The sequence below is a fragment of the Pseudacidovorax intermedius genome, assembly GCF_003350475.1.
In the GTDB taxonomy this organism is placed as follows: domain Bacteria; phylum Pseudomonadota; class Gammaproteobacteria; order Burkholderiales; family Burkholderiaceae_C; genus Xenophilus; species Xenophilus intermedius.
The window spans coordinates 530,232-551,777 of the sequence record NZ_QQAV01000003.1 but is presented as its reverse complement, the minus strand read 5'-3'; the positions used below and the strand labels follow the sequence as shown (position 1 = coordinate 551,777).

21 protein-coding genes and 1 tRNA gene are annotated in these 21,546 nt (G+C 66.4%); 8 read left to right on the top strand and 14 right to left on the bottom strand.

Annotated elements, in window-relative coordinates:
* Positions 1 to 435 precede the first annotated feature (435 nt).
* Positions 436 to 741: a DciA family protein gene (locus DFR41_RS12105; RefSeq protein ID WP_114802851.1), complete on the bottom strand. Its 306-nt coding sequence runs from the start codon at positions 739 to 741 to the stop codon at positions 436 to 438.
* A 178-nt stretch (positions 742 to 919) separates the two neighbouring features.
* On the opposite strand from DFR41_RS12105, the gene secA reads away from it, so the two are divergent.
* The 4 genes from secA (at position 920) to DFR41_RS12085 (ending at position 6,377) form a co-directional block, all read left to right on the top strand.
* Positions 920 to 3,694 (top strand): preprotein translocase subunit SecA, encoded by a 2,775-nt coding sequence (gene secA / locus DFR41_RS12100; RefSeq protein ID WP_017759275.1) that lies wholly within the window; start codon positions 920 to 922, stop codon positions 3,692 to 3,694.
* A 100-nt stretch (positions 3,695 to 3,794) separates the two neighbouring features.
* Positions 3,795 to 5,021 (top strand): bifunctional glutamate N-acetyltransferase/amino-acid acetyltransferase ArgJ, encoded by a 1,227-nt coding sequence (argJ, locus tag DFR41_RS12095; RefSeq protein ID WP_017759276.1) that lies wholly within the window; start codon positions 3,795 to 3,797, stop codon positions 5,019 to 5,021.
* 34 nt (positions 5,022 to 5,055) lie between these two features.
* Positions 5,056 to 5,931 carry an ATP-binding protein gene (locus DFR41_RS12090; protein WP_017759277.1) on the top strand — a complete coding sequence of 292 codons (876 nt, stop codon included), beginning with the start codon at positions 5,056 to 5,058 and terminating at the stop codon, positions 5,929 to 5,931.
* Entirely contained in the window at positions 5,928 to 6,377 is a 450-nt protein-coding gene (locus DFR41_RS12085) for an NUDIX domain-containing protein (RefSeq protein ID WP_017759278.1), read from the top strand. The genes DFR41_RS12090 and DFR41_RS12085 overlap by 4 nt, the downstream gene beginning before the upstream one ends.
* Before the next feature lie 85 nt (positions 6,378 to 6,462).
* Here the strand turns inward: DFR41_RS12085 and DFR41_RS12080 are convergent, their stop codons facing one another.
* The 11 genes from DFR41_RS12080 to DFR41_RS12030 form a co-directional block, all read right to left on the bottom strand.
* Positions 6,463 to 6,681 carry a DNA gyrase inhibitor YacG gene (locus DFR41_RS12080; protein ID WP_017759279.1) on the bottom strand — a complete coding sequence of 73 codons (219 nt, stop codon included), beginning with the start codon at positions 6,679 to 6,681 and terminating at the stop codon, positions 6,463 to 6,465.
* A 19-nt stretch (positions 6,682 to 6,700) separates the two neighbouring features.
* Positions 6,701 to 7,456 carry a cell division protein ZapD gene (zapD, locus tag DFR41_RS12075; protein ID WP_017759280.1) on the bottom strand — a complete coding sequence of 252 codons (756 nt, stop codon included), beginning with the start codon at positions 7,454 to 7,456 and terminating at the stop codon, positions 6,701 to 6,703.
* A gap of 69 nt (positions 7,457 to 7,525) precedes the next feature.
* Positions 7,526 to 8,533: an alginate O-acetyltransferase AlgX-related protein gene (locus DFR41_RS12070; protein ID WP_017759281.1), complete on the bottom strand. Its 1,008-nt coding sequence runs from the start codon at positions 8,531 to 8,533 to the stop codon at positions 7,526 to 7,528.
* Positions 8,534 to 8,541: 8 nt separating this feature from the next.
* Entirely contained in the window at positions 8,542 to 9,564 is a 1,023-nt protein-coding gene (locus DFR41_RS12065; RefSeq protein ID WP_114802850.1) for an alginate O-acetyltransferase AlgX-related protein, read from the bottom strand.
* A gap of 13 nt (positions 9,565 to 9,577) precedes the next feature.
* Positions 9,578 to 11,068 carry an MBOAT family O-acyltransferase gene (locus DFR41_RS12060; RefSeq protein WP_017759283.1) on the bottom strand — a complete coding sequence of 497 codons (1,491 nt, stop codon included), beginning with the start codon at positions 11,066 to 11,068 and terminating at the stop codon, positions 9,578 to 9,580.
* A 115-nt stretch (positions 11,069 to 11,183) separates the two neighbouring features.
* Entirely contained in the window at positions 11,184 to 11,789 is a 606-nt protein-coding gene (gene coaE, locus DFR41_RS12055) for a dephospho-CoA kinase (RefSeq protein WP_114802849.1), read from the bottom strand.
* A 7-nt stretch (positions 11,790 to 11,796) separates the two neighbouring features.
* On the bottom strand, positions 11,797 to 12,753 hold the full coding sequence (locus tag DFR41_RS12050; protein WP_043118549.1) for a prepilin peptidase: 957 nt from the start codon (positions 12,751 to 12,753) through the stop codon (positions 11,797 to 11,799).
* On the bottom strand, positions 12,750 to 13,988 hold the full coding sequence (locus tag DFR41_RS12045) for a type II secretion system F family protein (protein ID WP_114802848.1): 1,239 nt from the start codon (positions 13,986 to 13,988) through the stop codon (positions 12,750 to 12,752). The genes DFR41_RS12050 and DFR41_RS12045 overlap by 4 nt, the downstream gene beginning before the upstream one ends.
* A gap of 28 nt (positions 13,989 to 14,016) precedes the next feature.
* Positions 14,017 to 15,750, bottom strand: coding sequence for a type IV-A pilus assembly ATPase PilB (gene pilB, locus DFR41_RS12040; RefSeq protein ID WP_043118559.1), 1,734 nt, complete (start codon positions 15,748 to 15,750; stop codon positions 14,017 to 14,019).
* Positions 15,751 to 15,940: 190 nt separating this feature from the next.
* Positions 15,941 to 16,017: transfer RNA gene (locus DFR41_RS12035), tRNA-Pro, on the bottom strand.
* A gap of 25 nt (positions 16,018 to 16,042) precedes the next feature.
* Positions 16,043 to 16,972: a polyprenyl synthetase family protein gene (locus tag DFR41_RS12030; RefSeq protein WP_081682498.1), complete on the bottom strand. Its 930-nt coding sequence runs from the start codon at positions 16,970 to 16,972 to the stop codon at positions 16,043 to 16,045.
* A gap of 236 nt (positions 16,973 to 17,208) precedes the next feature.
* Here DFR41_RS12030 and rplU point away from each other — a divergent pair, with 236 nt between their 5' ends.
* From rplU to proB, 4 genes are all read left to right on the top strand, one after another.
* On the top strand, positions 17,209 to 17,520 hold the full coding sequence (gene rplU, locus DFR41_RS12025; protein WP_017761189.1) for a 50S ribosomal protein L21: 312 nt from the start codon (positions 17,209 to 17,211) through the stop codon (positions 17,518 to 17,520).
* An 18-nt stretch (positions 17,521 to 17,538) separates the two neighbouring features.
* Positions 17,539 to 17,796 (top strand): 50S ribosomal protein L27, encoded by a 258-nt coding sequence (gene rpmA / locus DFR41_RS12020; protein ID WP_017761188.1) that lies wholly within the window; start codon positions 17,539 to 17,541, stop codon positions 17,794 to 17,796.
* An 89-nt stretch (positions 17,797 to 17,885) separates the two neighbouring features.
* A complete protein-coding gene (gene cgtA, locus DFR41_RS12015; protein ID WP_017761187.1) occupies positions 17,886 to 18,953 on the top strand; it encodes an Obg family GTPase CgtA in 1,068 nt (355 codons plus the stop codon).
* A gap of 54 nt (positions 18,954 to 19,007) precedes the next feature.
* On the top strand, positions 19,008 to 20,141 hold the full coding sequence (proB, locus tag DFR41_RS12010) for a glutamate 5-kinase (RefSeq protein WP_017761186.1): 1,134 nt from the start codon (positions 19,008 to 19,010) through the stop codon (positions 20,139 to 20,141).
* Positions 20,142 to 20,240: 99 nt separating this feature from the next.
* Here proB and DFR41_RS12005 read toward each other — a convergent pair whose 3' ends face one another.
* Positions 20,241 to 20,693: a CNP1-like family protein gene (locus DFR41_RS12005; RefSeq protein ID WP_017761185.1), complete on the bottom strand. Its 453-nt coding sequence runs from the start codon at positions 20,691 to 20,693 to the stop codon at positions 20,241 to 20,243.
* A 61-nt stretch (positions 20,694 to 20,754) separates the two neighbouring features.
* Positions 20,755 to 21,420, bottom strand: coding sequence for an RNA pyrophosphohydrolase (locus tag DFR41_RS12000; RefSeq protein WP_017761184.1), 666 nt, complete (start codon positions 21,418 to 21,420; stop codon positions 20,755 to 20,757).
* Between the last annotated feature and the right edge of the window lie 126 nt (positions 21,421 to 21,546).

Genomic DNA, 21,546 nt, shown 5'->3' with positions numbered 1-21,546 from the left:
ATGATAGTGCGGACTCCCGTGTGAAAGTAGGTCATCGTCAGGCTCTTACAGCCCTCAAAAAGCCCCTCAGCTCTCGCTGCGGGGCTTTTTGTTTTTTGTCGGCCGGCCAGCAGTCAGTACGGACCAATATCGCTACGTCAATTCAAGATTCAAGGAGAAATCGCAGCCTTTGAATCGGCCTTCCAGACGCCAGCTGCAACGCTTCAATCAGCCTACAACCCCGGCGCGTCAGAGTCCAGAAGATGTCCGCCGAGCGAGGCCTGACGCCGTGGGCAGCACACGTCGTCGTGCGACTGACGTCGCAGAAGCCGTAGCAAGAGAAAAGCGCCATTCAACCAGCGGCGACCGGCGTAATGCATCCAGCGCGCGAATCGTGCAATTACGGCTCCAAGCCGCCGCCCCCTCCGCCTCCTTGGCCGGACAACCGAACGCCCCTCAACTCACCGCCGATATCTTGATCCGAATCGCCGTGGTCTCCCAGCCGCGAGAGCGCAAATGCGCCAGCAGCATCGGCACCATTTGGCGCAGCTTCGCCGCCACCGCACTGCCTTTGACAAGAAGGCACCAACTACCGTCCTCCAGCGGCCCCGCCTGCAGCGCCGCGAACATCGCCGGCGGAACCAGCGGCTGGATGGCCTTGAGCCGCGCCTGGCTGCCGCGAACGCGTGACAGCAGCCCCGAGAACGTGGGCGAATCCTCCGTGGCTTGAAGCAAGGTGATGGCTTGGGAACGTCGGGTCATGGACAGGCTCTAAAATGCCCTGTTCACCGGCCCCGGGCTGGTGAGGCATGTCGCGGGACGGCGTGGCGGGTCTTCTTCTTGGAAGGCTGGCCGGCGCCCCCAACTCGTCCACTATCTTAGGCTTTCCGACCCGCCGTTTCTCGAGGCAGCCTCGAAGCGCGCGCCGATATCGCATCCAATGGCCACGAACTTCCTCACCCGCCTATTCGGCAGCCGCAACGACCGCCTCCTGAAGCAGTATCGAAAGAGCGCAGAGCGCGTGAACGCGCTGGAGCCACAGTTCGAGAAGCTCGACGACGATGCGCTGCGGGGCAAGACGCAGGAGTTCAAGGAGCGGCTCGCCAAGGGCGAGTCACTGGATGATCTGCTGCCTGAGGCCTTCGCCACGGTGCGGGAGGCCTCGAAGCGCGTGATGAAGATGCGGCATTTCGACGTGCAGCTCATTGGAGGCATGGCCCTTCACCAGGGCAAGATCGCCGAGATGCGCACGGGCGAAGGCAAGACGCTCACCGCAACGCTGCCGGTCTACCTGAATGCGCTCACTGGCAAGGGCGTGCATGTGGTCACGGTGAACGACTATCTGGCCAGCCGCGATGCGACCTGGATGGGGCGCCTGTACAACTTCCTCGGACTGACGGTGGGCATCAACCTGCCCAACATGCCCAAGGAGGAGAAGCAGGCGGCGTATGGCTCGGACATCACCTACGGCACCAACAACGAGTACGGGTTCGACTACCTGCGCGACAACATGGTCTACGAGCCGGCCGACCGCGTACAGCGGGGGCTCAACTACGCCATCGTCGACGAGGTGGACTCCATCCTGATCGACGAAGCACGTACGCCGCTGATCATCAGCGGCCAGGCCGAAGACCACACGCAGATGTACCTGGCCATCAACCAGGTTGCGCCCCTGCTGACCCGTCAGGAGGGCGAAGAGGATCCCCGCACCGGTGAGGGCATCATCAAGCCCGGCGACTTCACGGTGGACGAGAAGGCGCACCAGATCTTCCTGACCGAAGATGGTCACGAGAAGGCCGAGCAACTGCTCAGCCAAGCCGGCCTGCTGCCTGAAGGGGCATCGCTCTATGACCCGGCCAACATCACGCTGATGCACCACCTGAATGCCGCGCTGCGTGCACGGCACCTGTATCACCGCGACCAGCACTACGTGGTGCAGGACGGCGAGGTGGTCATCGTCGACGAATTCACGGGCCGCCTGATGAGCGGTCGCCGCTGGAGCGACGGCCTGCACCAGGCCGTGGAAGCCAAGGAAGGCGTGGAGATCCAGGCCGAGAACCAGACGCTGGCATCGATCACCTTCCAGAACTACTTCCGCCTGTACGGCAAGCTCGCCGGCATGACCGGTACGGCCGACACCGAGGCCTATGAGTTCCAGGAGATTTACGGCCTCGAGACGGTCATCATCCCGCCCAACCGGCCCAGCAAGCGCGACGACCAGCTGGACCGCGTCTACAAGACCACGCGCGAGAAATACGAGGCGGCCATCGCGGACATCCGCGAATGCCACGAGCGCGGCCAGCCGGTGCTGGTGGGCACGTCGTCGATCGAGAACTCGGAAATCATCTCCGGCCTGCTGACGCATGCGGACCTGCCGCACCAGGTGCTCAACGCCAAGCAGCATGCACGCGAGGCGGACATCATTGCGCAGGCCGGTCGGCCCAAGATGATCACCATCGCCACCAACATGGCGGGCCGCGGCACCGACATCGTGCTGGGCGGCAACGTGGAGAAGCTGGTCGAGGCCGTGGAGGCCGACGAGTCGCTGGATGCCGCGACCAAACAGGCGCGCATCGATGAACTGCGCGAGGGTTGGAAGGCGGAGCACGAGTTCGTGCGCTCGCTGGGTGGCCTGCGCATCATCGCCACCGAGCGCCACGAGTCCCGCCGCATCGACAACCAGTTGCGCGGCCGTTCAGGCCGCCAGGGCGACCCCGGCTCCTCGCGCTTCTACCTGAGCCTGGACGACCAGCTGATGCGCATCTTCGCGGGCGACCGCGTGCGCGCCATCATGGACCGTCTGAAGATGCCCGACGGCGAGGCCATCGAGGCCGGCATCGTGACGCGCAGCATCGAGAGCGCGCAGCGCAAGGTCGAGGCGCGCAACTTCGACGTCCGCAAGCAGCTGCTCGAGTACGACGACGTGGCCAACGACCAGCGGAAGGTCATCTACCAGCAGCGCAACGAGATCCTGGACGCCACCGAACTCGGCGCCCAGATCGACGCGCTGCGCGAGGGCTGCTTCACCGACCTGGTTCGCCAATACGTGCCGGCCGAGTCGGTGGAGGAGCAGTGGGACCTGCCGGGTCTGGAGCGTGCCCTGGCGGCGGACTGGGGCCTCGAACTGCCGCTGGTGCAGGAAGTCGAGGGCGCCGCTGCCATGACCGACGAGGACATCGTCGAGCGCGTGGTCAAGGCGGCCAACGAGGCCTACGAAGCCAAGGTCGCCCTCGTCGGCCGCGAGCAGTTCACGCAGTTCGAGCGCATGGTGCTGCTGCAGGCCATGGACAGCAACTGGCGCGAGCACCTGTCCTCGCTCGACTATCTTCGCCAGGGCATCCACCTGCGCGGCTACGCGCAGAAGCAGCCCAAGCAGGAATACAAGCGCGAGGCCTTCGAGCTCTTCGGCCAGTTGCTCGACACGGTCAAGAACGAGGTGACGCGCCAGTTGATGCTGGTGCGCATCCAGTCGGCCGAGCAGATCGAGCAGGCGGCCGATGACATGGAAAGCCGCGCCGAGGCCATCTCCAACATTACCTACACCGCGCCGACCGAGACGGGCGAGCCGGAGGTGCGCAGCACTGCGGCGGGGAGTCCCACGGCAGCTGCAACGGCCGTGGCTGCCGCCGTCGCCGCTGGCCGCGTCGGTCGCAACGACCCCTGCCCCTGCGGCAGCGGCAAGAAGTACAAGCAGTGCCACGGCAAGCTGAGCTGATCGCCGGCTGAGCCTTCACCTTCGCGCCCCGGCGCCGGCCGCCAGCGGCGCGGCGCCGGGGCGCCGCACAATCCGCGTCCGATACTTTTCAGGAATCCCCATGCCCGTGAACCTGACCGCCCCCGATCCCGCCCAACTGCACCCGGTGCCCGGCGTGCGTATCGGCGTCACCGAAGCCGGCGTGCGCAAGGCCAAGCGCAAGGACCTGACGGTATTCCTGCTCGACGAGGGCAGCGCCGTCGGCGGTGTGTTCACGCAGAACCGCTTCTGCGCCGCGCCCGTACAGGTGTGCCGCGAGCACTTGGCTGCGGGCTTCGGCGTCCGCGCGCTGGTGATCAATACCGGCAATGCCAATGCCGGCACCGGCGAGGACGGCCTGGTCCGTGCCCGCTCCACTTGCATCGCCCTCGCGCGTCTGTTGGAGGTGGCACCGGAGCAAATCCTGCCCTTCTCCACGGGCGTGATCATGGAGACGCTGCCCAACGACCGCATCGCCGCCGGCCTGCCGGCCGCGCTGGACGACGCGTCGGATGCGCACTGGGGCCGCGCCGCTGAAGGGATCATGACCACCGACACCGTGCCCAAGGCTTTCAGCCGCCAGGTCACGCTGGGCGGCGCGACGGTCACCATCACCGGCATCAGCAAGGGGGCCGGCATGATCCGCCCGAACATGGCGACCATGCTGGGCTTCCTGGCCACCGATGCCCGCATCGCGCCGGCGCTGCTGCAGCCGCTGGCCCGTACGCTGGCCGAAGGCTCCTTCAACCGCGTCACCATCGACGGCGACACTTCCACCAACGACTCCTTCGTCGTCATCGCCACGGGCAAGACCGGCCCGGCCATCGACTCGCTGGACAGCGCCGACGGACAGGCCCTGCTGGCGGCCATGCAGACGGTGGCGCGCGACCTGGCCCAGGCCATCGTGCGCGACGGCGAGGGCGCGACCAAGTTCATCACTGTGCAGGTGGAAGGCGGCCGCGACGCCACCGAATGCCGGCAGACGGCCTATGCCGTGGCGCATTCGCCGCTGGTCAAGACGGCCTTCTTCGCCAGCGACCCGAACCTGGGCCGCATCCTCGCGGCCGTCGGCTATGCCGGCATCGCCGACCTGGACCAGACGCGCATCGAGTTGCACCTGGACGACGTGCATGTGGTCACCCGTGGCGGCCGTCATCCCGACTACCGCGAAGAAGACGGCCAGCGCGTGATGAAGAAGAGCGAGATCGTCGTGCGCATCGGCCTGGGCCGCGGCGAGGCCAGCGACACGGTCTGGACCTGCGACCTCAGCCACGACTACGTCTCCATCAACGCGGACTACCGCTCCTGAGAAGGCGCGGGCCCCGCGCCCGCCGCATGCCGCCATGAACGAGAAATTCGAGCGCCTGATCGAACGGGCCGAGCAACTGATCGACCGTATCGAGTCCGTCCTGCCCCAGCCACTGGGCGCGCCGCCCGACTGGAATGCGGCCATCGCCTGGCGCTACCGCCGACGCAGCTCCGGCCATGGCCGACTGGAGCCGGTGCGCCACGTGGCGGCGATGGCGCTCTCCGATCTCCAGGAGATCGATGGCCAGAAGGAAAAGATCGAACGCAACACCCGCCAGTTCATCGAAGGCCGCCCGGCCAACAACGTGCTGCTGACCGGCGCGCGCGGTACGGGCAAGTCCTCGCTGGTGCGGGCCTGTCTGCATGAGTTCGCGCCGCAAGGCCTGCGCCTCATCGAGGTCGACAAGGCGGACCTGACCGACCTGCCCGACATCGTCGAGGTGGTCTCCGGCCGGCCCGAGAAGTTCATCATCTTCAGCGACGACCTGAGCTTCGACGAGGGTGAGCCGGGCTACAAGGCGCTCAAGTCCATCCTCGACGGCTCGGTGGCCGCTGCCACGCCCAATGTGCTGATCTACGCGACCAGCAATCGGCGCCATCTGCTGCCCGAGTACATGAAGGAGAACCTCAGCTACACGCACACGGAGGATGGCGAGGTGCATCCCGGCGAGGTGGTGGAAGAGAAGATCTCGCTGTCCGAGCGCTTCGGCCTGTGGGTGAGCTTCTATCCCTTCTCGCAGGCCGAGTACCTGGCGATCGTGGCGCAGTGGCTGTCGTCTTTCGGGCTGGATGCCGCCGCCATCGAATCGGCGCGGCCCCAGGCGCTTGTGTGGGCACTGGAACGCGGCTCGCGCAGTGGCCGCGTGGCCTACCAGTTCTCCCGCGATTTCGCAGGACGGATGGCGGCATGACGGACGCCGCAAACCCCAGCGCGCCCCGCAAGCACACCGAGGTGGCCGTCGGCGTGCTCATCGGGCAGGACGGCGCGCTGCTGCTGTCCACGCGCCCGGAAGGCAAGCCCTACGCGGGCTACTGGGAGTTCCCGGGCGGCAAGATCGAAGCCGGCGAAACTGTCGAAGTGGCGCTGCGCCGTGAACTGCAGGAAGAACTCGGCATCACCATCGACGGTGCCGAGGTCTGGCGAGTGACCGAGCACGACTATCCGCATGCGTTGGTGCGGCTGCACTGGTGCAAGGTGTTCAGCTGGTCCGGCGAGTTCGAGATGCGTGAAGGCCAGACGATGTGCTGGCAGCAGCTGCCGCTGACGGTGACGCCGGTGCTGCCCGGTGCCATGCCTGTGCTGCAGTGGCTGGCGGAGGAGCGGGGGATCGTGGGTCCGGTGCTCGCCGGCGGCTGAGACAACATCCCTCAGGCCGGGCATCGCCTCCCAGCTGCTGCGAATGTACCGAGCGACCAGCCTCCCGCGGCCAGGCTACCTTCTCTCAGCTTTGCAGGCGCGGATCCCCGAAGGGCTCGTCGTCGGGTGGCGCCTCGGTCGGCATGCGGAACTGCTCGCTGGCCCACGCCCCCAGGTCGATGCCCTTGCACCGTGCGCTGCAGAACGGGCGGAAGCGGTTCTTTGGCGCATAGACGCTGTCCTGCCCGCAGGCGGGGCAGGGCACCAGGCGGACAGCAGGCTTCTTCTTCGGGTCGGAACTCATCGGAACGGCAGGGCGCCCTTCAGGCGCACAGGGTGAGCTCGAACGGCGCATCGTCGACGCTGGGTTGCAGATGGCCCTGCTCGTCCTGCCGCATCAGTCGCACCGAGACCATCAAGCGGTTGCCGCTGATCTCCGGCACCACATCGAGCGACGGGTCGATACGCAGGCGGAGCAACTGGAAGCTGCGGCTCTGCGGCAGGGTTTGCTGGAACTGCCCACGCGTGGCCATCACCCGGCAGGGCATGTCGGCATCGCGCAGCAGCTTGAGCAGCAGGTAGACGGCCTCGGCCAGCGGCGACAGGCTCGCCGCCCATTGCTGCAGGTCGGCCCGACGCTGGGCGGCACTGCGGTGCTGCCAGGCGTGATAGGCGGGCAGGTCGAATTCGCAGGTGCCGGCAGGAATGCCCGCCCGGCTGCGGATGCTCATCAGCCACTCGTTGTCGGCCAGCGCCTGGCCCGCCTTGCCGCTGGCGCTGTTGAGCGACTGGAAGGCACGGTCCAGCTGCAACACGAATGCGTCGAGCAACGACTCCTGAATGGCGGGATTGCCGCGATAGCCGTTGAACACCGCCTTCTGCTTGTCAAGGTCTCGCAGCGCCTCGGACTTGAGGTCGGCGCGGCCCGCCACGTCCATGATGTCGAACATGGTGAGCAACGCGAAATGATGATGCAGCGCCGAGTCCGATGGCACCAGTTCGCCCAGGCGACGGAACAGGTGCTCGAGCCGAAGGTAGGTCCGGATGCGCTCGTTGAAGGGATATTCGTAGAGGATCACGTCTCTGTGGGGCTCCTTCGCGACATCATAGTTGCCGCGATGCCACATGCGTGTCCGGTTCCCAATGTTTCACGGGGCCTTGGCGACACCCAGCCGCGCCTGCACTTCCTTGAGCATGATGTCCCCCAACGCATACTGCCCGTGCATGGAGAAGTGCGTGTCGTTGGGAAAGTACAGGTCGCGCACCTGGTGCCGCGCGGCTTGGGCATAGGCAAACAGGTCGGGCCCGAGGCCGCTCGGCCGGAAGCGCGCCAGGAAGGCGTCCGAGTAGGAAGGGTCCAGGTAGACGGTCGTCTTGTTGGGAATGACCATCCACAAGATGGGGATCGGTTGCGAGCGCGTGAAGCTGACCATGTGCTCGAAGGTCTGCGCCGTCAGCGGGCCGTTGGTCAGATCTTCCTTGAAGAAGAGCGCGCGCTCGCACAGGTGGTGCGAGAACTGCTTGCAGCCATCGGGCACGAAGCGCACCTGGGTGTCGTCACCGAACTGCAGGTCGGTGTGCGACTTGTGCACCGCCTTCATGTTGCGGTAGGTGATCAGGCCGGTGGTCAGTTTGGCGCTCCAGTTCAGGCCCAGGTCCGGCACCCCGACCAAGGGACGGATGAAGGGCTCGGCCTTCACATCGGGCGGCTTCTTGCCCATGGTGGCGCAACTGTCGCTCTTGCGTACGCGCTCGTCGAGCAGGCGCTCGACGCTTTCGGCGATGACCAGGCGACCGCGGAAGCCCGCGCGCTGAAGCCACTGAGAGAAGTCACCGCACAGGTAGCCCACCTGGCCCCAGTAGATGGTGGAGACCTTGTAGCCGGCGCGAACCAGCGTCGACTGCCAATACAGCGTCATCGAGAAGCTGTCCCCCACCACCACGATGTCGGCATCGCTCAGCGGCGAGGACTTCAACGATTCGGCGGGAGGTGCGGGCGGCGCGGGCTGCTGCCAGCCGAACTCCGCGTCCGACAGCCGGCCGATGCGGGTCAGATCGCCATAGGGGACCGGCGTGAACAGCGTCAGCACCAGCAGGACGCTGACGACGACGAAGCCGACGAGGAAGGTGCGAAGCCAGATCGCTGCGTAATTCATGAACGCTGTCAGGGAAGAGGTTCCAGCCCGGCAGCCCGCACGGCGTCGACCATGCGGTTGCCGAAGTAGAGCTGGCCTTGCATCGACCAGTGTGTGTCGTTGGGCCAGTAGAGGTCGATGATGCGCAGGCGCTGTTCCTGGGCCATCGCGAAGAGGTCGGGGCCCACGCCCAGGGCGTTGCTGCGGGCCACGAAGGCGGCGGCATTGTGGGTGTCGAGGTAGACGGTCGTCTTGTTGGGCACGACCATCCACATGACCTTCACCGGTGCCGCCCGATGCGCCACCGTGGACATGAACTCGGCATCCCGGGGCTGCAACTCGCGGTTGGTCCGGTCGGCCGTGAGAAACAGGCTCTTGTCGCAGACGCGGCTGCTGAATTGCCTGCAGCCATCGGCCACCGGGCTGGAGAAGATGTAGTCGCCAAAGCGCTCGTGCTCCACGTCCACCACACCATGCGTCTTCACGATCTGGCGCGTGTTGAGGTAGGTGATGAGGCCGGTGGTCAGGGGCGACTCCCAGTTGAGCCGGAAGCCCGGGGCCGGTTGGGCCGGGCTCTGCGTGGGCACGGGCAGCGCCTTGAGCGGGCGGCGGATCATGGTCTTGCAACCCTGGGCCTGCTCCAGGCGTTCGGGCAGCAGGCGCTCGATGCTCTCGAGGATGACCATCCGGCCCTTGAAGCCGATGGACGTCAGCCAGGCCGGGAAGTCGGCGCACAGCGGGCCGCTCCGGTCCCAGTGCGTGGTCGCCACCTTGTAGCCCGCTGCGACCAGGGGCGACTGCCAAGCGTAGTACATCGAGAAGCTGTCGCCGATGACCAGGATGTCCGTGTCGGCCGGTTCCCACCCACGGACATGGGCCATGGGGATGTCCGGTGGCACGGACCGCCAGCCGAAGGCGTCTTCGGAGACGCGGCCGATGCGCGTCAGGCCGCCTTCGGCCGGCTGCGTGAACAGGGTGACCAGGAACAGCGCGACGATGACCGCAAAACCGGTCATGAAGACGCCGAGCCAGGTCCGCGCGGGCTTGTGCATCACTGCCGCTTCGTCAGAACTGGAAGTACAGGAAGGGGCTGTAGGTGCCCAGTCGCGAGATGGACATGCCCAGCAGCAGCACGGTCACGGCGGCCGTGACCACGGTGGCGAGGCCGGCCAGGCGCGGACGGCCGGCCAGGGCCGGGACTACCGGCACCCAGCGCTGCAGGCTGATGGTGGGCGGCAGCGCCAGGCAGATAAACAGGCCCAGGAACATGGTCTGGAAGAACTCGGGCTTGCGGTAGGGAATGGTGAACTCGGAGAAGGCCGACATCGAGACGCCGTTGAGCCCCAGCATGCCCTTGTAGAGGTGCATGGCGGTGGTCATGCTGTCGGCGCGGAACACCACCCAGGCGACCATCACGCACAGGAAGGTCAGCAGCCAGCGCAGCGGCAGGGTCCACTTGCTCGGCGGCCGGTTGCGCCGAACCTTGGCGTTCCAGAGGTGGTTGATGGTGAGGTAGATGCCGTGCAGCGCACCCCACAGCACGAAGGTCCAGGCGGCGCCGTGCCACAGGCCGCCCAGCAGCATGGTCAGGAAGAGGTTGAGGTAGCGCCGCGCCTCGCCCTTGCGGTTGCCGCCGAGCGGGATGTAGAGGTAGTCGCGCAGGAAGGTGGACAGGGAGATGTGCCAGCGGCGCCAAAACTCGATGATGCTGGTCGACTTGTAGGGCGACGCGAAGTTGAGCGGCAGGTTCACGCCCATGCACAGCGCGATGCCCACGGCCATGTCGGAGTAGCCAGAGAAGTCGAAGTAGATCTGCAGCGTGTACGCCAGCACACCGAACCAGGCGCTGATCAGGGTCGGGATGGTGCCGCCTTGCACGCCGTGGAAGACCATGTCTGCGTACTCGCCCATGCGGTCCGCGATCAGCAGCTTCTTGGCGAGGCCGAAGCTGAAGATGGCCAGTCCAAGTGCGAGCTTGTTGGTGTCCACGCGGTAGGTCGCCGGGTTGGCGAACTGCGGCATCATCTGCGCGTGGTGCAGCACCGGGCCCGCGATCAGGTGCGGGAAGTAGGTCACGAACAGCACGTAGTGCACGAAGCTGCGTTCCCGCACCTTGCCCTGCCAGCAGTCCACCAGGAAGGCGATCTGCGTGAAGGTGTAGAAGGAGATGCCAATGGGCAGCGCCACATGCAGCATCGGCAGGGGTGCGATGCCCGCCTCGCCCAGGGCCTCGTTCACGTTGCCGATGAAGAAGTCCGCGTACTTGAAGATGCCCAGCAGTGTCAGGTTCACGGTCAGCGCCAGCACCAGCATGCGCTTGCGTGCGCGGTCGCTGCGGCCCTCCTGCGGCGTGAGCTGCAGGCCGAACCAGTAGTTCATGCAGATGGAGGCCAGCAGCAGGGGCAGGGCCTTCACGCTCCACCAGCCATAGAAGAACAGCGATGCCAGCGCCAGGAAGCCTGCCGCTGCCCGCGTGTTGCGCCATCCGATCAGGAAGAAGCCCGCCAGCACCAGCGGGAAGAAGACGAAGATGAACGCGTAGGAGTTGAAAAGCATCGGGGATGGGGCTTCTTGTGCGCCGGTTTCGGCGGGGCCGTACGGGGTCCTGCGCGTGTCTCTGCGTTGTGATGCCCGCCCCAGGGTGGGCGGGTCGCGAAGGAGCAGCGCGGGATTATCGCAAGCCCGGCCTGACCCAACGCTGCCACAACGACTGGACGCATAGAGCCAGGGCGTCCATGCCGAGTTCCTCGTTATGGATCACAGCATCGGCGGCGGCCCGTCGTTGGGCTCGCGATGCCTGCTGCGCGATCACGGCGCGCACCGTCTCCTCCGGCCAGCCGGAGCGGGCCATGACGCGGCGCACCTGGACGTCTTCGGACGCATCGACCACCAGCACACGATTCACCAGGCCGCGCCAGCGACCGGACTCCACCAGCAGCGGGACGTCGAAGACCAGCATGGGCAGGTCGCCGTGTGCACGCGCCTGACGCTCGCATTCCTCGCCGATCAGTGGGTGTAGCACGCCCTGCAGGCGGTGGCGGACGTCGGGGTTGCCGAAGGCGAGTTCGCGCATCCGGGCCCGGTCGAGGCTGCCGTCGGGGGCCGCCATCTCGGGCCCGAAGGCCTGTACGATGGCGGGCATGGCCCGCCCGCCCGGCGCCGTCAGCTGGCGCGCGATGGCGTCGGTGTCGACCAGGCCTGCGCCCAGCGCCTGCATTTGGGCGGCGACGGTGCTCTTGCCGCTGCCGATGCCGCCGGTGAGGCCGATGCGCAGCATGGCCGACTCAGAAGCCCAGGGGGAAGGCGAAGGGCAGCCAGGCGCGCACGGTGGCCGGCCCGAGGATCAGGCAGAGCAGGCCAGCGCCCGCCAGGAAGGGGCCGAAAGACAGAGGCACATGCCGGTTGGCCAGGCGGCCCACCAGCAGCAGCACGATGCCCAGCACTGCGCCCACCAGCGAGGACACGAGGATGATGGCCAGCAGGAAGGGGGCGCCCAGCCAGGCGCCCAGGGCGGCCAGCAGCTTAAAGTCGCCAAAGCCCATGCCCTCCTTGCCGGTGGCGGCCCGGTAGAGCCGATAGACGATCCAGAGGCTCAGATAGCCGAAGATGGCGCCCCAGATGGCCGAGGTGGGCGAAACCCCGGTCAGCCCATAGGCTGCCCCCGCCAGGCCCAGCCACAGCAGCAGGTAGTTGAGCGAGTCCGGCAGAAGTTGGGTGTCCAGGTCGATGACGAACTGGCAGACGAGGATCGCACAGAAGGCCGCCCAGAGGGCTGCGACCGGCGTCATGCCGAAGCGCCACGCGCACAGCGCGAACAGCGCGCCCGTGACCAGTTCGACCGCCGGGTAGCGCAGGCCGATCGGCGCCTTGCAGGCGCTGCAGCGGCCCCGCAGCACCAGCCAGCTCAGCAGCGGGATGTTTTCGTACCACCGGATCTCGTGGCCGCAGTGGCCGCAGCGCGATACCGGTCGCGCGAGCGTGAGTGGTGGCAGCGCATCGACCTGGTCGAGCGCGGCCTGGGCATCCTGCTCGAGAAGGCCAGGGGGCTTCGTGTCTTTGCCGAAGACCAGTTCCCAAAGGCTGGGAATGCCGGGCTGGGGCGCCAGGTTGGCCGTGGCATCCACGAGCCAGCCGCGGTACATCATGCGCGGCAGGCGATGGATCACCACGTTGAGGAAGCTGCCGACGACAAGGCCCAGCAGGCCGCCTGCCGCGGCATCCAGGAACGCCGGCGCCATCAGACGACCTGGCCCAGCTTGAAGATCGGCAGGTACATCGACACGACGATGCCCCCGATCACCACCCCCAGCACGACGATGATGATCGGCTCCATCAGGCTCGACAGGCCCGCCACCATGGCGTCGACCTCCTGCTCGTAGAAGTCGGCGGCCTTGCCCAGCATGTGGTCGATGGAGCCGGACTCCTCGCCGATGGCCGTCATCTGCAGCACCATGGGCGGGAACAGGTTCGCGCCCGTCATGGCCGTCGTCAGGCTGGTGCCCGTCGACACCTCCTGCTGGATGCGGGTGGTGGCCTTGGCATACACCGAGTTGCCCGATGCCCCACCCACCGAGTCGAGGGCCTCCACCAGCGGGACGCCAGCGGCGAACATGGTCGAAAGCGTGCGCGTCCAGCGCGCCACGCAGGACTTGTCGATGAGCGCGCCGAAGATCGGCAGGCGCAGCAGCAGGCGGTCCATGCCCTCCTGGAATTTCTCGTTGCGCTTCCAGGCCTGCATGAGGAAGTAGCCGCCCGCGATCAGCACCCCGAAGATCAGCCACCAGTAGCCCACGAAGAATTCGCTCATGGCGATGACCAACAGCGTGGGCGCGGGCAGGTCGGCCCCGAAGGAGGTGAACACCTGCTTGAAGGACGGGATCACGAACAGCATGATGATCGTGACCACGATGAAGGCCACCAGGATCACGGCCGTCGGGTACATCAGCGCCGACTTGATCTTCGACTTGATGGCCTCGGTCTTCTCCATGTAGATGGCCAGGCGGTCGAGCAGCTCTTCCAGGATGCCGGCCGCCTCGCCGGCCTCGATCAGGTTGCAATAGAGGCTGTTGAAATACTTGGGATGCTTGCGGAAGGCCGAGGACAGCGAGGTGCCGGTCTCCACGTCGGTGCGGATGTCGTTGAGCAGCCGCGCCATGTTGGGATTGCTGTTGCCGCGGCCCACGATGTCGAAGGACTGCAGCAGCGGCACGCCGGCCTTCATCATCGTCGCCATCTGCCGGGTGAACACGGCCACGTCGCGTGGCTTGATCGCCTTGCCCGAGCGCAGGCGGCGCTTCTTGATCTTGGTGGTCAGGACGCCCTGGCGCCGCAGCGAGGCCTGGACCTGGTTCTCTCCCAGGGCCCGCATCTCGCCCCGGACGGCCTTGCCGTTGCGGTCGCGGCCTTCCCACTCGTAGAGGTGTTCCTTGGCAGAGGTGGGGCGGGTGGGGCTTCGTTTCTGGGCGGCTGTGGCCATGGCAACTCCGTTGGGCGCGCGTCCGAGTCTATTCGTTGGTGACGCCGAGCACCTCTTCGAGGGAGGTCACGCCCTGCATCACCTTCTGCAGGCCCGAGCGGCGCAGCGAGCGCACGCCCTCGCGCTCGGACTGGGCGGCGATCTCGAGCGCGCTGCCATCGCGAAGAATGATCTTCTGGATCTCCTCCGAGATCGGCATCACCTGGTAGATGCCGACCCGGCCCTTGTAGCCGCCGCTGCAGGCGGGGCAGCCCACGGGTCGGTAGGGCTTCCAGCTGCCGTCGATCTCCTCGCGCCGGAAGCCAGCGTCCAGCAGCGCTTGCGGCGGAAGGTCGGCGGGCAGCTTGCACTGCGGGCACAGGCGACGCGCCAGGCGCTGGGCGGTGATCAGGATGACGCTCGACGCAATGTTGAAGGGGGCGATGCCCATGTTGCGCATCCGCGTCAGCGTAGTTGGCGCGTCGTTGGTGTGCAGCGTGGAGAGCACCAGGTGGCCGGTCTGCGCGGCCTTGATGGCGATGTCGGCTGTGTCCAGGTCGCGGATCTCGCCGACCATGATGATGTCCGGGTCCTGCCGCAGGAAGGCGCGCAGCGCCGCGGCGAAGGTCAGGCCGGCCTTCTCGTTGACGTTGACCTGGTTGACGCCCGGGAGGTTGATCTCGGACGGGTCCTCGGCGGTGGCGATGTTGACACCCGGCTTGTTCAGCAGGTTCAGGCAGGTGTAGAGCGATACCGTCTTGCCCGAGCCCGTGGGCCCGGTCACCAGGATCATGCCGTAGGGCCGGCCGATGGCGGTGAGCAGGCGCTCCTTTTCGTCCGCGTCGTAGCCGAGCGCGTCGATGCCCAGGCGCGCGCTGCTGGGGTCGAGGATCCGGATCACGATCTTCTCGCCGAAGAGCGTAGGCAGTGTGCTGACGCGGAAGTCGATCACCCGGTCGGCGCCGATCTTCAGCTTCATCCGGCCGTCCTGCGGGATCCGCTTCTCGGAGATGTCCAGCTTGGAGATCACCTTGATGCGCGAGGCCAGCTTGTCCTTGATGGCCACGGGCGGGCTGGCGATCTCGCGCAGTTCGCCGTCCACCCGGAAGCGCACGCGGTAGTTGTGCTCGTAGGGCTCGAAGTGGATGTCGGAGGCGCGCATCGAGAAGGCGTCGAGCAGCATCTTCTGCAGGAAACGCACCACGGGGGCGTCCTCCACCTCGGAAGAGGCGGCCGTCTCCTGGGCCTCGTCCGGCTCGCCGAGCAGTTCGTCGTATTCGAACTCGCTGCTCGCCAGTTGCTCCAGCGTTTCCGAGGGGGTGGCCGCGCTCGCGTCGACGAGGCGCGACAGCTTGTCGTACTCGGCCACCACCCAGTCCACGCCCAGTTGGGAGGCGAACTTGATCTTTTCTGCCGCCTGCTGATCGGAGGGGTCGGCCGTGGCCACCACCAGCCGGTTGCCACGCTTGGCCAACACCACGATGCGGTAGGACTGGCAGAGGCGCACATCCAGCAGCCCCTTGGGCAGTCGCAGCGGATCGACTGCGGCGAGATCGACCAGGGGGGCGGAGAAACTGATCGCCAGCACATGCGCCAACTCGTGCGGAGACACCTGACCGGTGCCGGTGAGTTCGGCAATGAAACTGCTGCGCGAGGCCAGCGAGCGACGGTAGATCTGCTCGGCGGCTTGCGGGTCCAGAATGCCTGCCGACACCAGGGCGCGTGCCAAACCAGGCAGCGCGACGGAGGCGGTGTCACGAAGCGGTGGGTCGGCAACAGCCATGCGGCGGAAAACGGAAGGTGGGAGCTGGACGGTCAACGGACCATCGCGCCAATGTACATGGGTTGCACAAAAACACATTGTGCAACACGGCTGTAAGCCCTTCGTGTTTGTGCCGGGCGTTGGATTGGGCCGACAAAAAAGCCCCACGACGTGGGGCTTTGGTGCCTTGCCCGGTGGGCAAGGATAAATCTGGTCGGGGTGAGAGGATTCGAACCTCCGGCCTCTACGTCCCGAACGTAGCGCTCTACCAGGCTAAGCTACACCCCGCTGATCAATCCTGCTTGAGTGCCGATCAGGTTCGGCGCTCAAGAAGCTGAGCCGCTAACTGTAGCATACCTTTCGAGTAAATATTGGCGGGTAGCGCGTCGAGCGCGGAAATTGCGCGTTCGGCTTCGCGCGCGGCCGCGGCACGGGTCGCTTCCAATGCGCCGGTTTCCCGCACGATCTGGACCACCTGCGGGAGTTGGGAGACGTCGCCTGTTTCCAGTGCCGTGCGGACGATGGCGGCCTGCGTGGCGCTGCCGTGCTTCATGGCGAGGATGAGTGGCAGCGTGGCCTTGCCTTCCCGGAGATCGTCGCCGACGTTCTTGCCCGTTTCGGCCGCATCGCCCGCGTAGTCGAGCACATCGTCCACCACCTGGAATGCGGTCCCGAGGGCTTGGCCGTAGGTGGCGCACGCCTCTTCCAGATCGCGCGGGGCGCCGGACAGGATCGCCGCCAGCCGGGTGCTGGCCTCGAACAGCTTGGCAGTCTTGGAGCGGATGACCTGCAGGTAGGCCTGCTCATCTAGCGACGCATCGCCCATGTTCATGAGCTGCAGCACCTCGCCTTCCGCGATGACGTTGGTCGCTTCGGCCAGAACGTCCATCACGCGCATGTCCTGGGCGTCCAGCATCATCTGGAAGGCGCGCGAATAAAGAAAATCGCCGACGAGCACGCTGGCTGCGTTGCCGAAGGACTCGTTGGCTGTGGGCCGGCCTCGGCGCAGGGTGGACTCGTCCACCACATCGTCGTGCAGCAGCGTCGCGGTATGGATGAACTCGACGACCGCTGCCAAGTTGAAGTGCTGCGTCCCCTCGTAGCCGAGCGCCCGGCTCATCAGCAGAAGCAGGACCGGGCGCAGGCGCTTGCCACCTGCGGCAATGATGTAGCGCGACACCTCGCTCACCAAGGGCACGCCCGTGGACAGGCGGGCGTCAATGACCCGGTCGACCTCGGTCATGTCGCTGGCCACGAGGTCGAGCGCTGCAAAGGTCGGCGGAGGTGGGCTGGCTGTGGTGGAAGACAAGAGAGGTGGCGCGAGGCGCGGTGATCGGTCTTTCGAGCGCCGGAATTATAGGGAGCGGCCACGGACAGGCCTGTCCTTTGGTTGCCAGGGCGTGCATCTTGCCAGTGCCCGTGCTATCATGGAGAGCTTCGCGGAATGAGCCGCGGAGAATCTTTCACAAGAGGTTTCCCATGTACGCGGTCATAAAAACCGGTGGCAAGCAGTATCGCGTTGCCCCCGGCGAGAAAATCAAGGTAGAACAGATTGCTGCGGACGTTGGCCAGGAAATCGTGATCGACCAAGTGCTTGCCGTCAGCGACGGTAGCGCGATCAAGGTCGGCACGCCCCTGGTGTCCGGCGCCACGGTGACGGCCACGGTGCTGTCCCACGGCAAGCATGACAAGGTGCGCATCTTCAAGCTGCGTCGCCGTAAGCATTATCAAAAGCGTCAAGGCCACCGCCAGCAGTTCACCGAGCTGCAGATCGGTGCGATTGCCGGCTAAGCCCAGGAGCAGGACACCATGGCACAGAAAAAAGGCGGCGGCTCTACGCGTAACGGGCGCGATTCCAAGCCCAAGATGCTCGGCGTGAAGGCGTTCGGCGGCCAAGTGATCAGCGCCGGTTCCATCATCGTGCGTCAGCGCGGCACGCGCCTGCACGCCGGTGACAACGTGGGCGTGGGCAAGGACCACACCCTGTTCGCGCTGGTCGATGGCCGCGTGTCGTTCGGCATGCGCGGCGCGCTGAACAAGCACGTCGTGAACATCACCCCGGTCTGAGCGACCTCGCTCTCCCGTGTGAAGCCCCGCTTTGCCGGGGCTTCATCGTTTATGTGCCTCCCGGCACGTCTCATTTGTAAACTGCCCTCATGAAGTTCGTCGACGAAGCCTTCATCGACATCGCCGCTGGCGATGGCGGCAACGGCTGCGTGTCGTTCCGCCATGAGAAGTACAAGGAATTCGGCGGTCCCGACGGCGGCGACGGCGGCCGCGGCGGCCACGTCTTCGCGGTGGCCGATCCCAACCTCAACACGCTGGTCGACTACCGCTTTTCGCGTCGGCACGAAGCCAGGCGCGGCCAGCACGGCATGGGCTCCGACATGTTCGGGGCCGCGGGCGACGACGTCACGCTGCGCATGCCGGTCGGCACCATCATCAGCGATGCCGAGACGGGAGAGGTGCTGTGCGAACTGCTCGTGCCCGGCGAGCCGGTCACCATCGCCAAGGGCGGGGACGGCGGCTTCGGCAACCTGCGCTTCAAGTCGTCCATCAACCGCGCGCCGCGGCAGAAGACGCCCGGCTGGCCCGGTGAGCGCAAGAGCCTCAAGCTCGAACTCAAGGTGTTGGCCGACGTGGGCCTGCTGGGCATGCCCAATGCCGGCAAGTCGACACTGATCAGTGCGGTCTCCAATGCCCGCCCGCGCATCGCCGACTATCCCTTCACCACGCTGCATCCCAACCTGGGCGTGGTGCGCCTGGGGCCGGAGCAGAGCTTCGTCATTGCCGACCTCCCGGGGCTGATCGAAGGCGCCTCCGAAGGGGCGGGCCTGGGCCACCTCTTCCTGCGACATCTGCAGCGAACCCGGCTGCTGCTGCATGTGGTCGATCTGGCCCCCTTCGACGAGGGTGTGGACCCCGTCGCCCAGGCCAAGGCCATCGTGGGCGAGCTCAAGAAGTACGACAAGGGCCTTCACGACAAGCCCCGCTGGCTGGTGCTCAACAAGCTGGACATGATCCCGGTCGAGGAGCGCGCCGCCCGCGTCAAGGACTTCGTCAAACGCCTGCGTTTCAAGGGACCGGTCTTCGAGATCTCCGCCCTCACGCGAGAAGGATGCGAGCCGCTGATGCAGGCCATCTACCAGCACGTCAAGGCGCAGCAGAAGGCCGAGCAGCCGCCGGAATACATCGATCCGCGCTTCGCTTCGCCCCAGGACTGACCACCGCCTTCGCCCGCACTCTCCACGGCGCCTAGCGCCGCACGATTCCGCTCCATGACCCGCAACTTCTCGTCCTCCGTCCTGCGCGATGCGCGCCGTCTCGTGGTGAAGGTCGGCTCCAGCCTTGTCACGAACGAAGGCAAGGGTCTGGATGAGCAGGCGATCGGCGAATGGTCGCGCCAGCTCGGCGCGCTGGTCCGTGATGGCCGAGAACTGGTCATGGTGTCGAGCGGCGCGATTGCCGAGGGCATGAAACGCCTGGGCTGGTCCGTGCGGCCCAAGGAGGTCCACGAACTGCAGGCGGCCGCCGCCGTGGGGCAGATGGGCTTGGCCCACATGTACGAGAACAAGCTGCGCGAGAACGGCCTGCGCAGCGCGCAGGTGCTGCTCACGCATGCCGACCTGGCGGACCGCGAGCGCTATCTCAATGCCCGCTCCACCCTGTTGACCCTGCTCGGCCTGGGCGTTCTGCCTGTCATCAACGAGAACGACACCGTCGTCAACGACGAGATCAAGTTCGGTGACAACGACACGCTGGGGGCGCTGGTCGCCAATCTCGTGGACGCGGATGCGCTGGTCATCCTCACCGACCAGAAGGGCCTCTATACCGCCGATCCGCGCAAGAACCCCGATGCCACCTTCGTGCATGAAGCCCAGGCTGGCGATCCCGCGCTGGAGCTGATGGCCGGCGGGGCGGGCTCCAGCATTGGCCGGGGTGGCATGCTGACCAAGATACTGGCGGCCAAGCGGGCGGCCGGATCGGGTGCCTCCACGGTCATCGCCTGGGGGCGGGAGCCCGATGCGCTCATGCGGCTGGCGCGCGGTGAGGCCATCGGCACGCTGTTGGTGGCCGACACCGCCAAGCACCAGGCCCGCAAGCGCTGGATGGCCGACCACCTGCAATTGCGCGGCGCGGTGATCGTGGACGAGGGGGCCGCGCGCAAGGTCCGGGGCGAGGGCAAGAGCCTGTTGCCCATCGGCATGACGGCCGTCGACGGCGACTTTTCGCGGGGTGACGTCATTGCCATCCGCGATGCGGCGGGTGTCGAGCTGGCACGTGGCCTGGCGAACTATGCGGCCGCTGAGGCGCGGCTACTCTGCCGGCGCTCGTCGACGGACATCGAAGGGCTGCTGGGCTATTCGGCGGAGCCCGAGATGATCCACCGGGACAACCTTGTGCTGATGTGAGTGCGGGGCCTTGATGGCCCTCTCGCCGCTTGGTGTGATCCGCCGCATGCGGCGTGTTGCACCGCTGCTTGACTGCCGGCCGGCCCGGGTCTGTGGTGCTCAGTTGAGCAGGATCTCCGGGCGCTTGAGTTCGCGCACCATGTCCGTCACGCTTGCCCGCGGCGCGCGTCCCCGGCAGAGCGCCTGCCGGGACAACTCGTACGTGTAGATCGAATTGCGCTCGTCGATCCGCTTCCAATCCGGGTTGTCGACCAATCGCCACGCGCCATCGGCCGATCGTGCGTAGGTCTTGTATTCCGCCGTGGCGCAGCGCACGCCTTCGTAGAAGGCATTGACGGTGCCGCCGCCCTCGCGCCAGCCCAGCACCACATAGCGAACGACGCCATCCGGCGTGATCACGATGGTCTTGGGGTCGATGCCGAACTTGAGCGTCATGTACGCCGGCATCTCGATCTGCAGCGCACGCTTGACGTCGTAGGCGGGCGGAGGCGGGACTGCCGATTCCTGCCAATCCGGGTTGTCGACCAGTTGCGCATGCGCGGTGCCCGCCACCAAGGTCGCCGTGGCGAGCAGGTGCGTGAACTTCGCCGCTGCCGTCGAGCGCCACCGGGCACTAGGGACTTGCGGGTGTCGGGCTGTCGGGATGCGAGGCATGATCGGAGGCACTGTTGGGGTCGGGGTCGAAGGACGCCCCTGGCGGCAATTCGAAGGTGGGCGCAGCGGCAGCGGGCCCGTGCGGTGGCCGATCGCGATGATCGGCCTCGCGGCCTCGCATGCTGCCGCGCAGGAAGCGGTTGCGCATGTCGGGCCGCGGCAGGAAGCGGGCCAGCTCGGTCAGCGCCATCTCGTAGACGCCACGCTTGAACTCGACCACCACGTCCAGCGGGACCCAGTAGTCATGCCAGCGCCAGGCGTCGAACTCGGGATGGTCGGTGGCACGCAGGTTGAGATCCCAGTCGTGCCCCACAAGTTGCAGCAGATACCAGATCTGCTTCTGGCCCTTGTAATGGCCGCGGGCGTCGCGGCGGATGTAGCGGTCGGGCACCTCGTAGCGCAACCAGTCGCGGGTGCGGGCCACGATGCGCACGTGGTCGGGCATCAGGCCGACCTCTTCGTGGAGCTCGCGGTACATGGCCTGCTCGGGTGTTTCGCCCCGATCAATCCCGCCTTGAGGAAACTGCCAGGAGTGGGTGCGGATGCGCTTGCCCCAGAACACCTGGTTTTTCTGGTTGAGCAGGATGATGCCGACGTTGGGCCTGAAGCCGTCCCGGTCAAGCATAATCAAACCCCAATTTTTGAACTGGTTCGATTATGCATAGATCGATGCTGGCCGGGGCTTGACGCCGGCCAGCCCAGTTCCCGGCACCGCGCCGCTTGCGGCACGCCGCCTTCCTTCCAGCCTCTT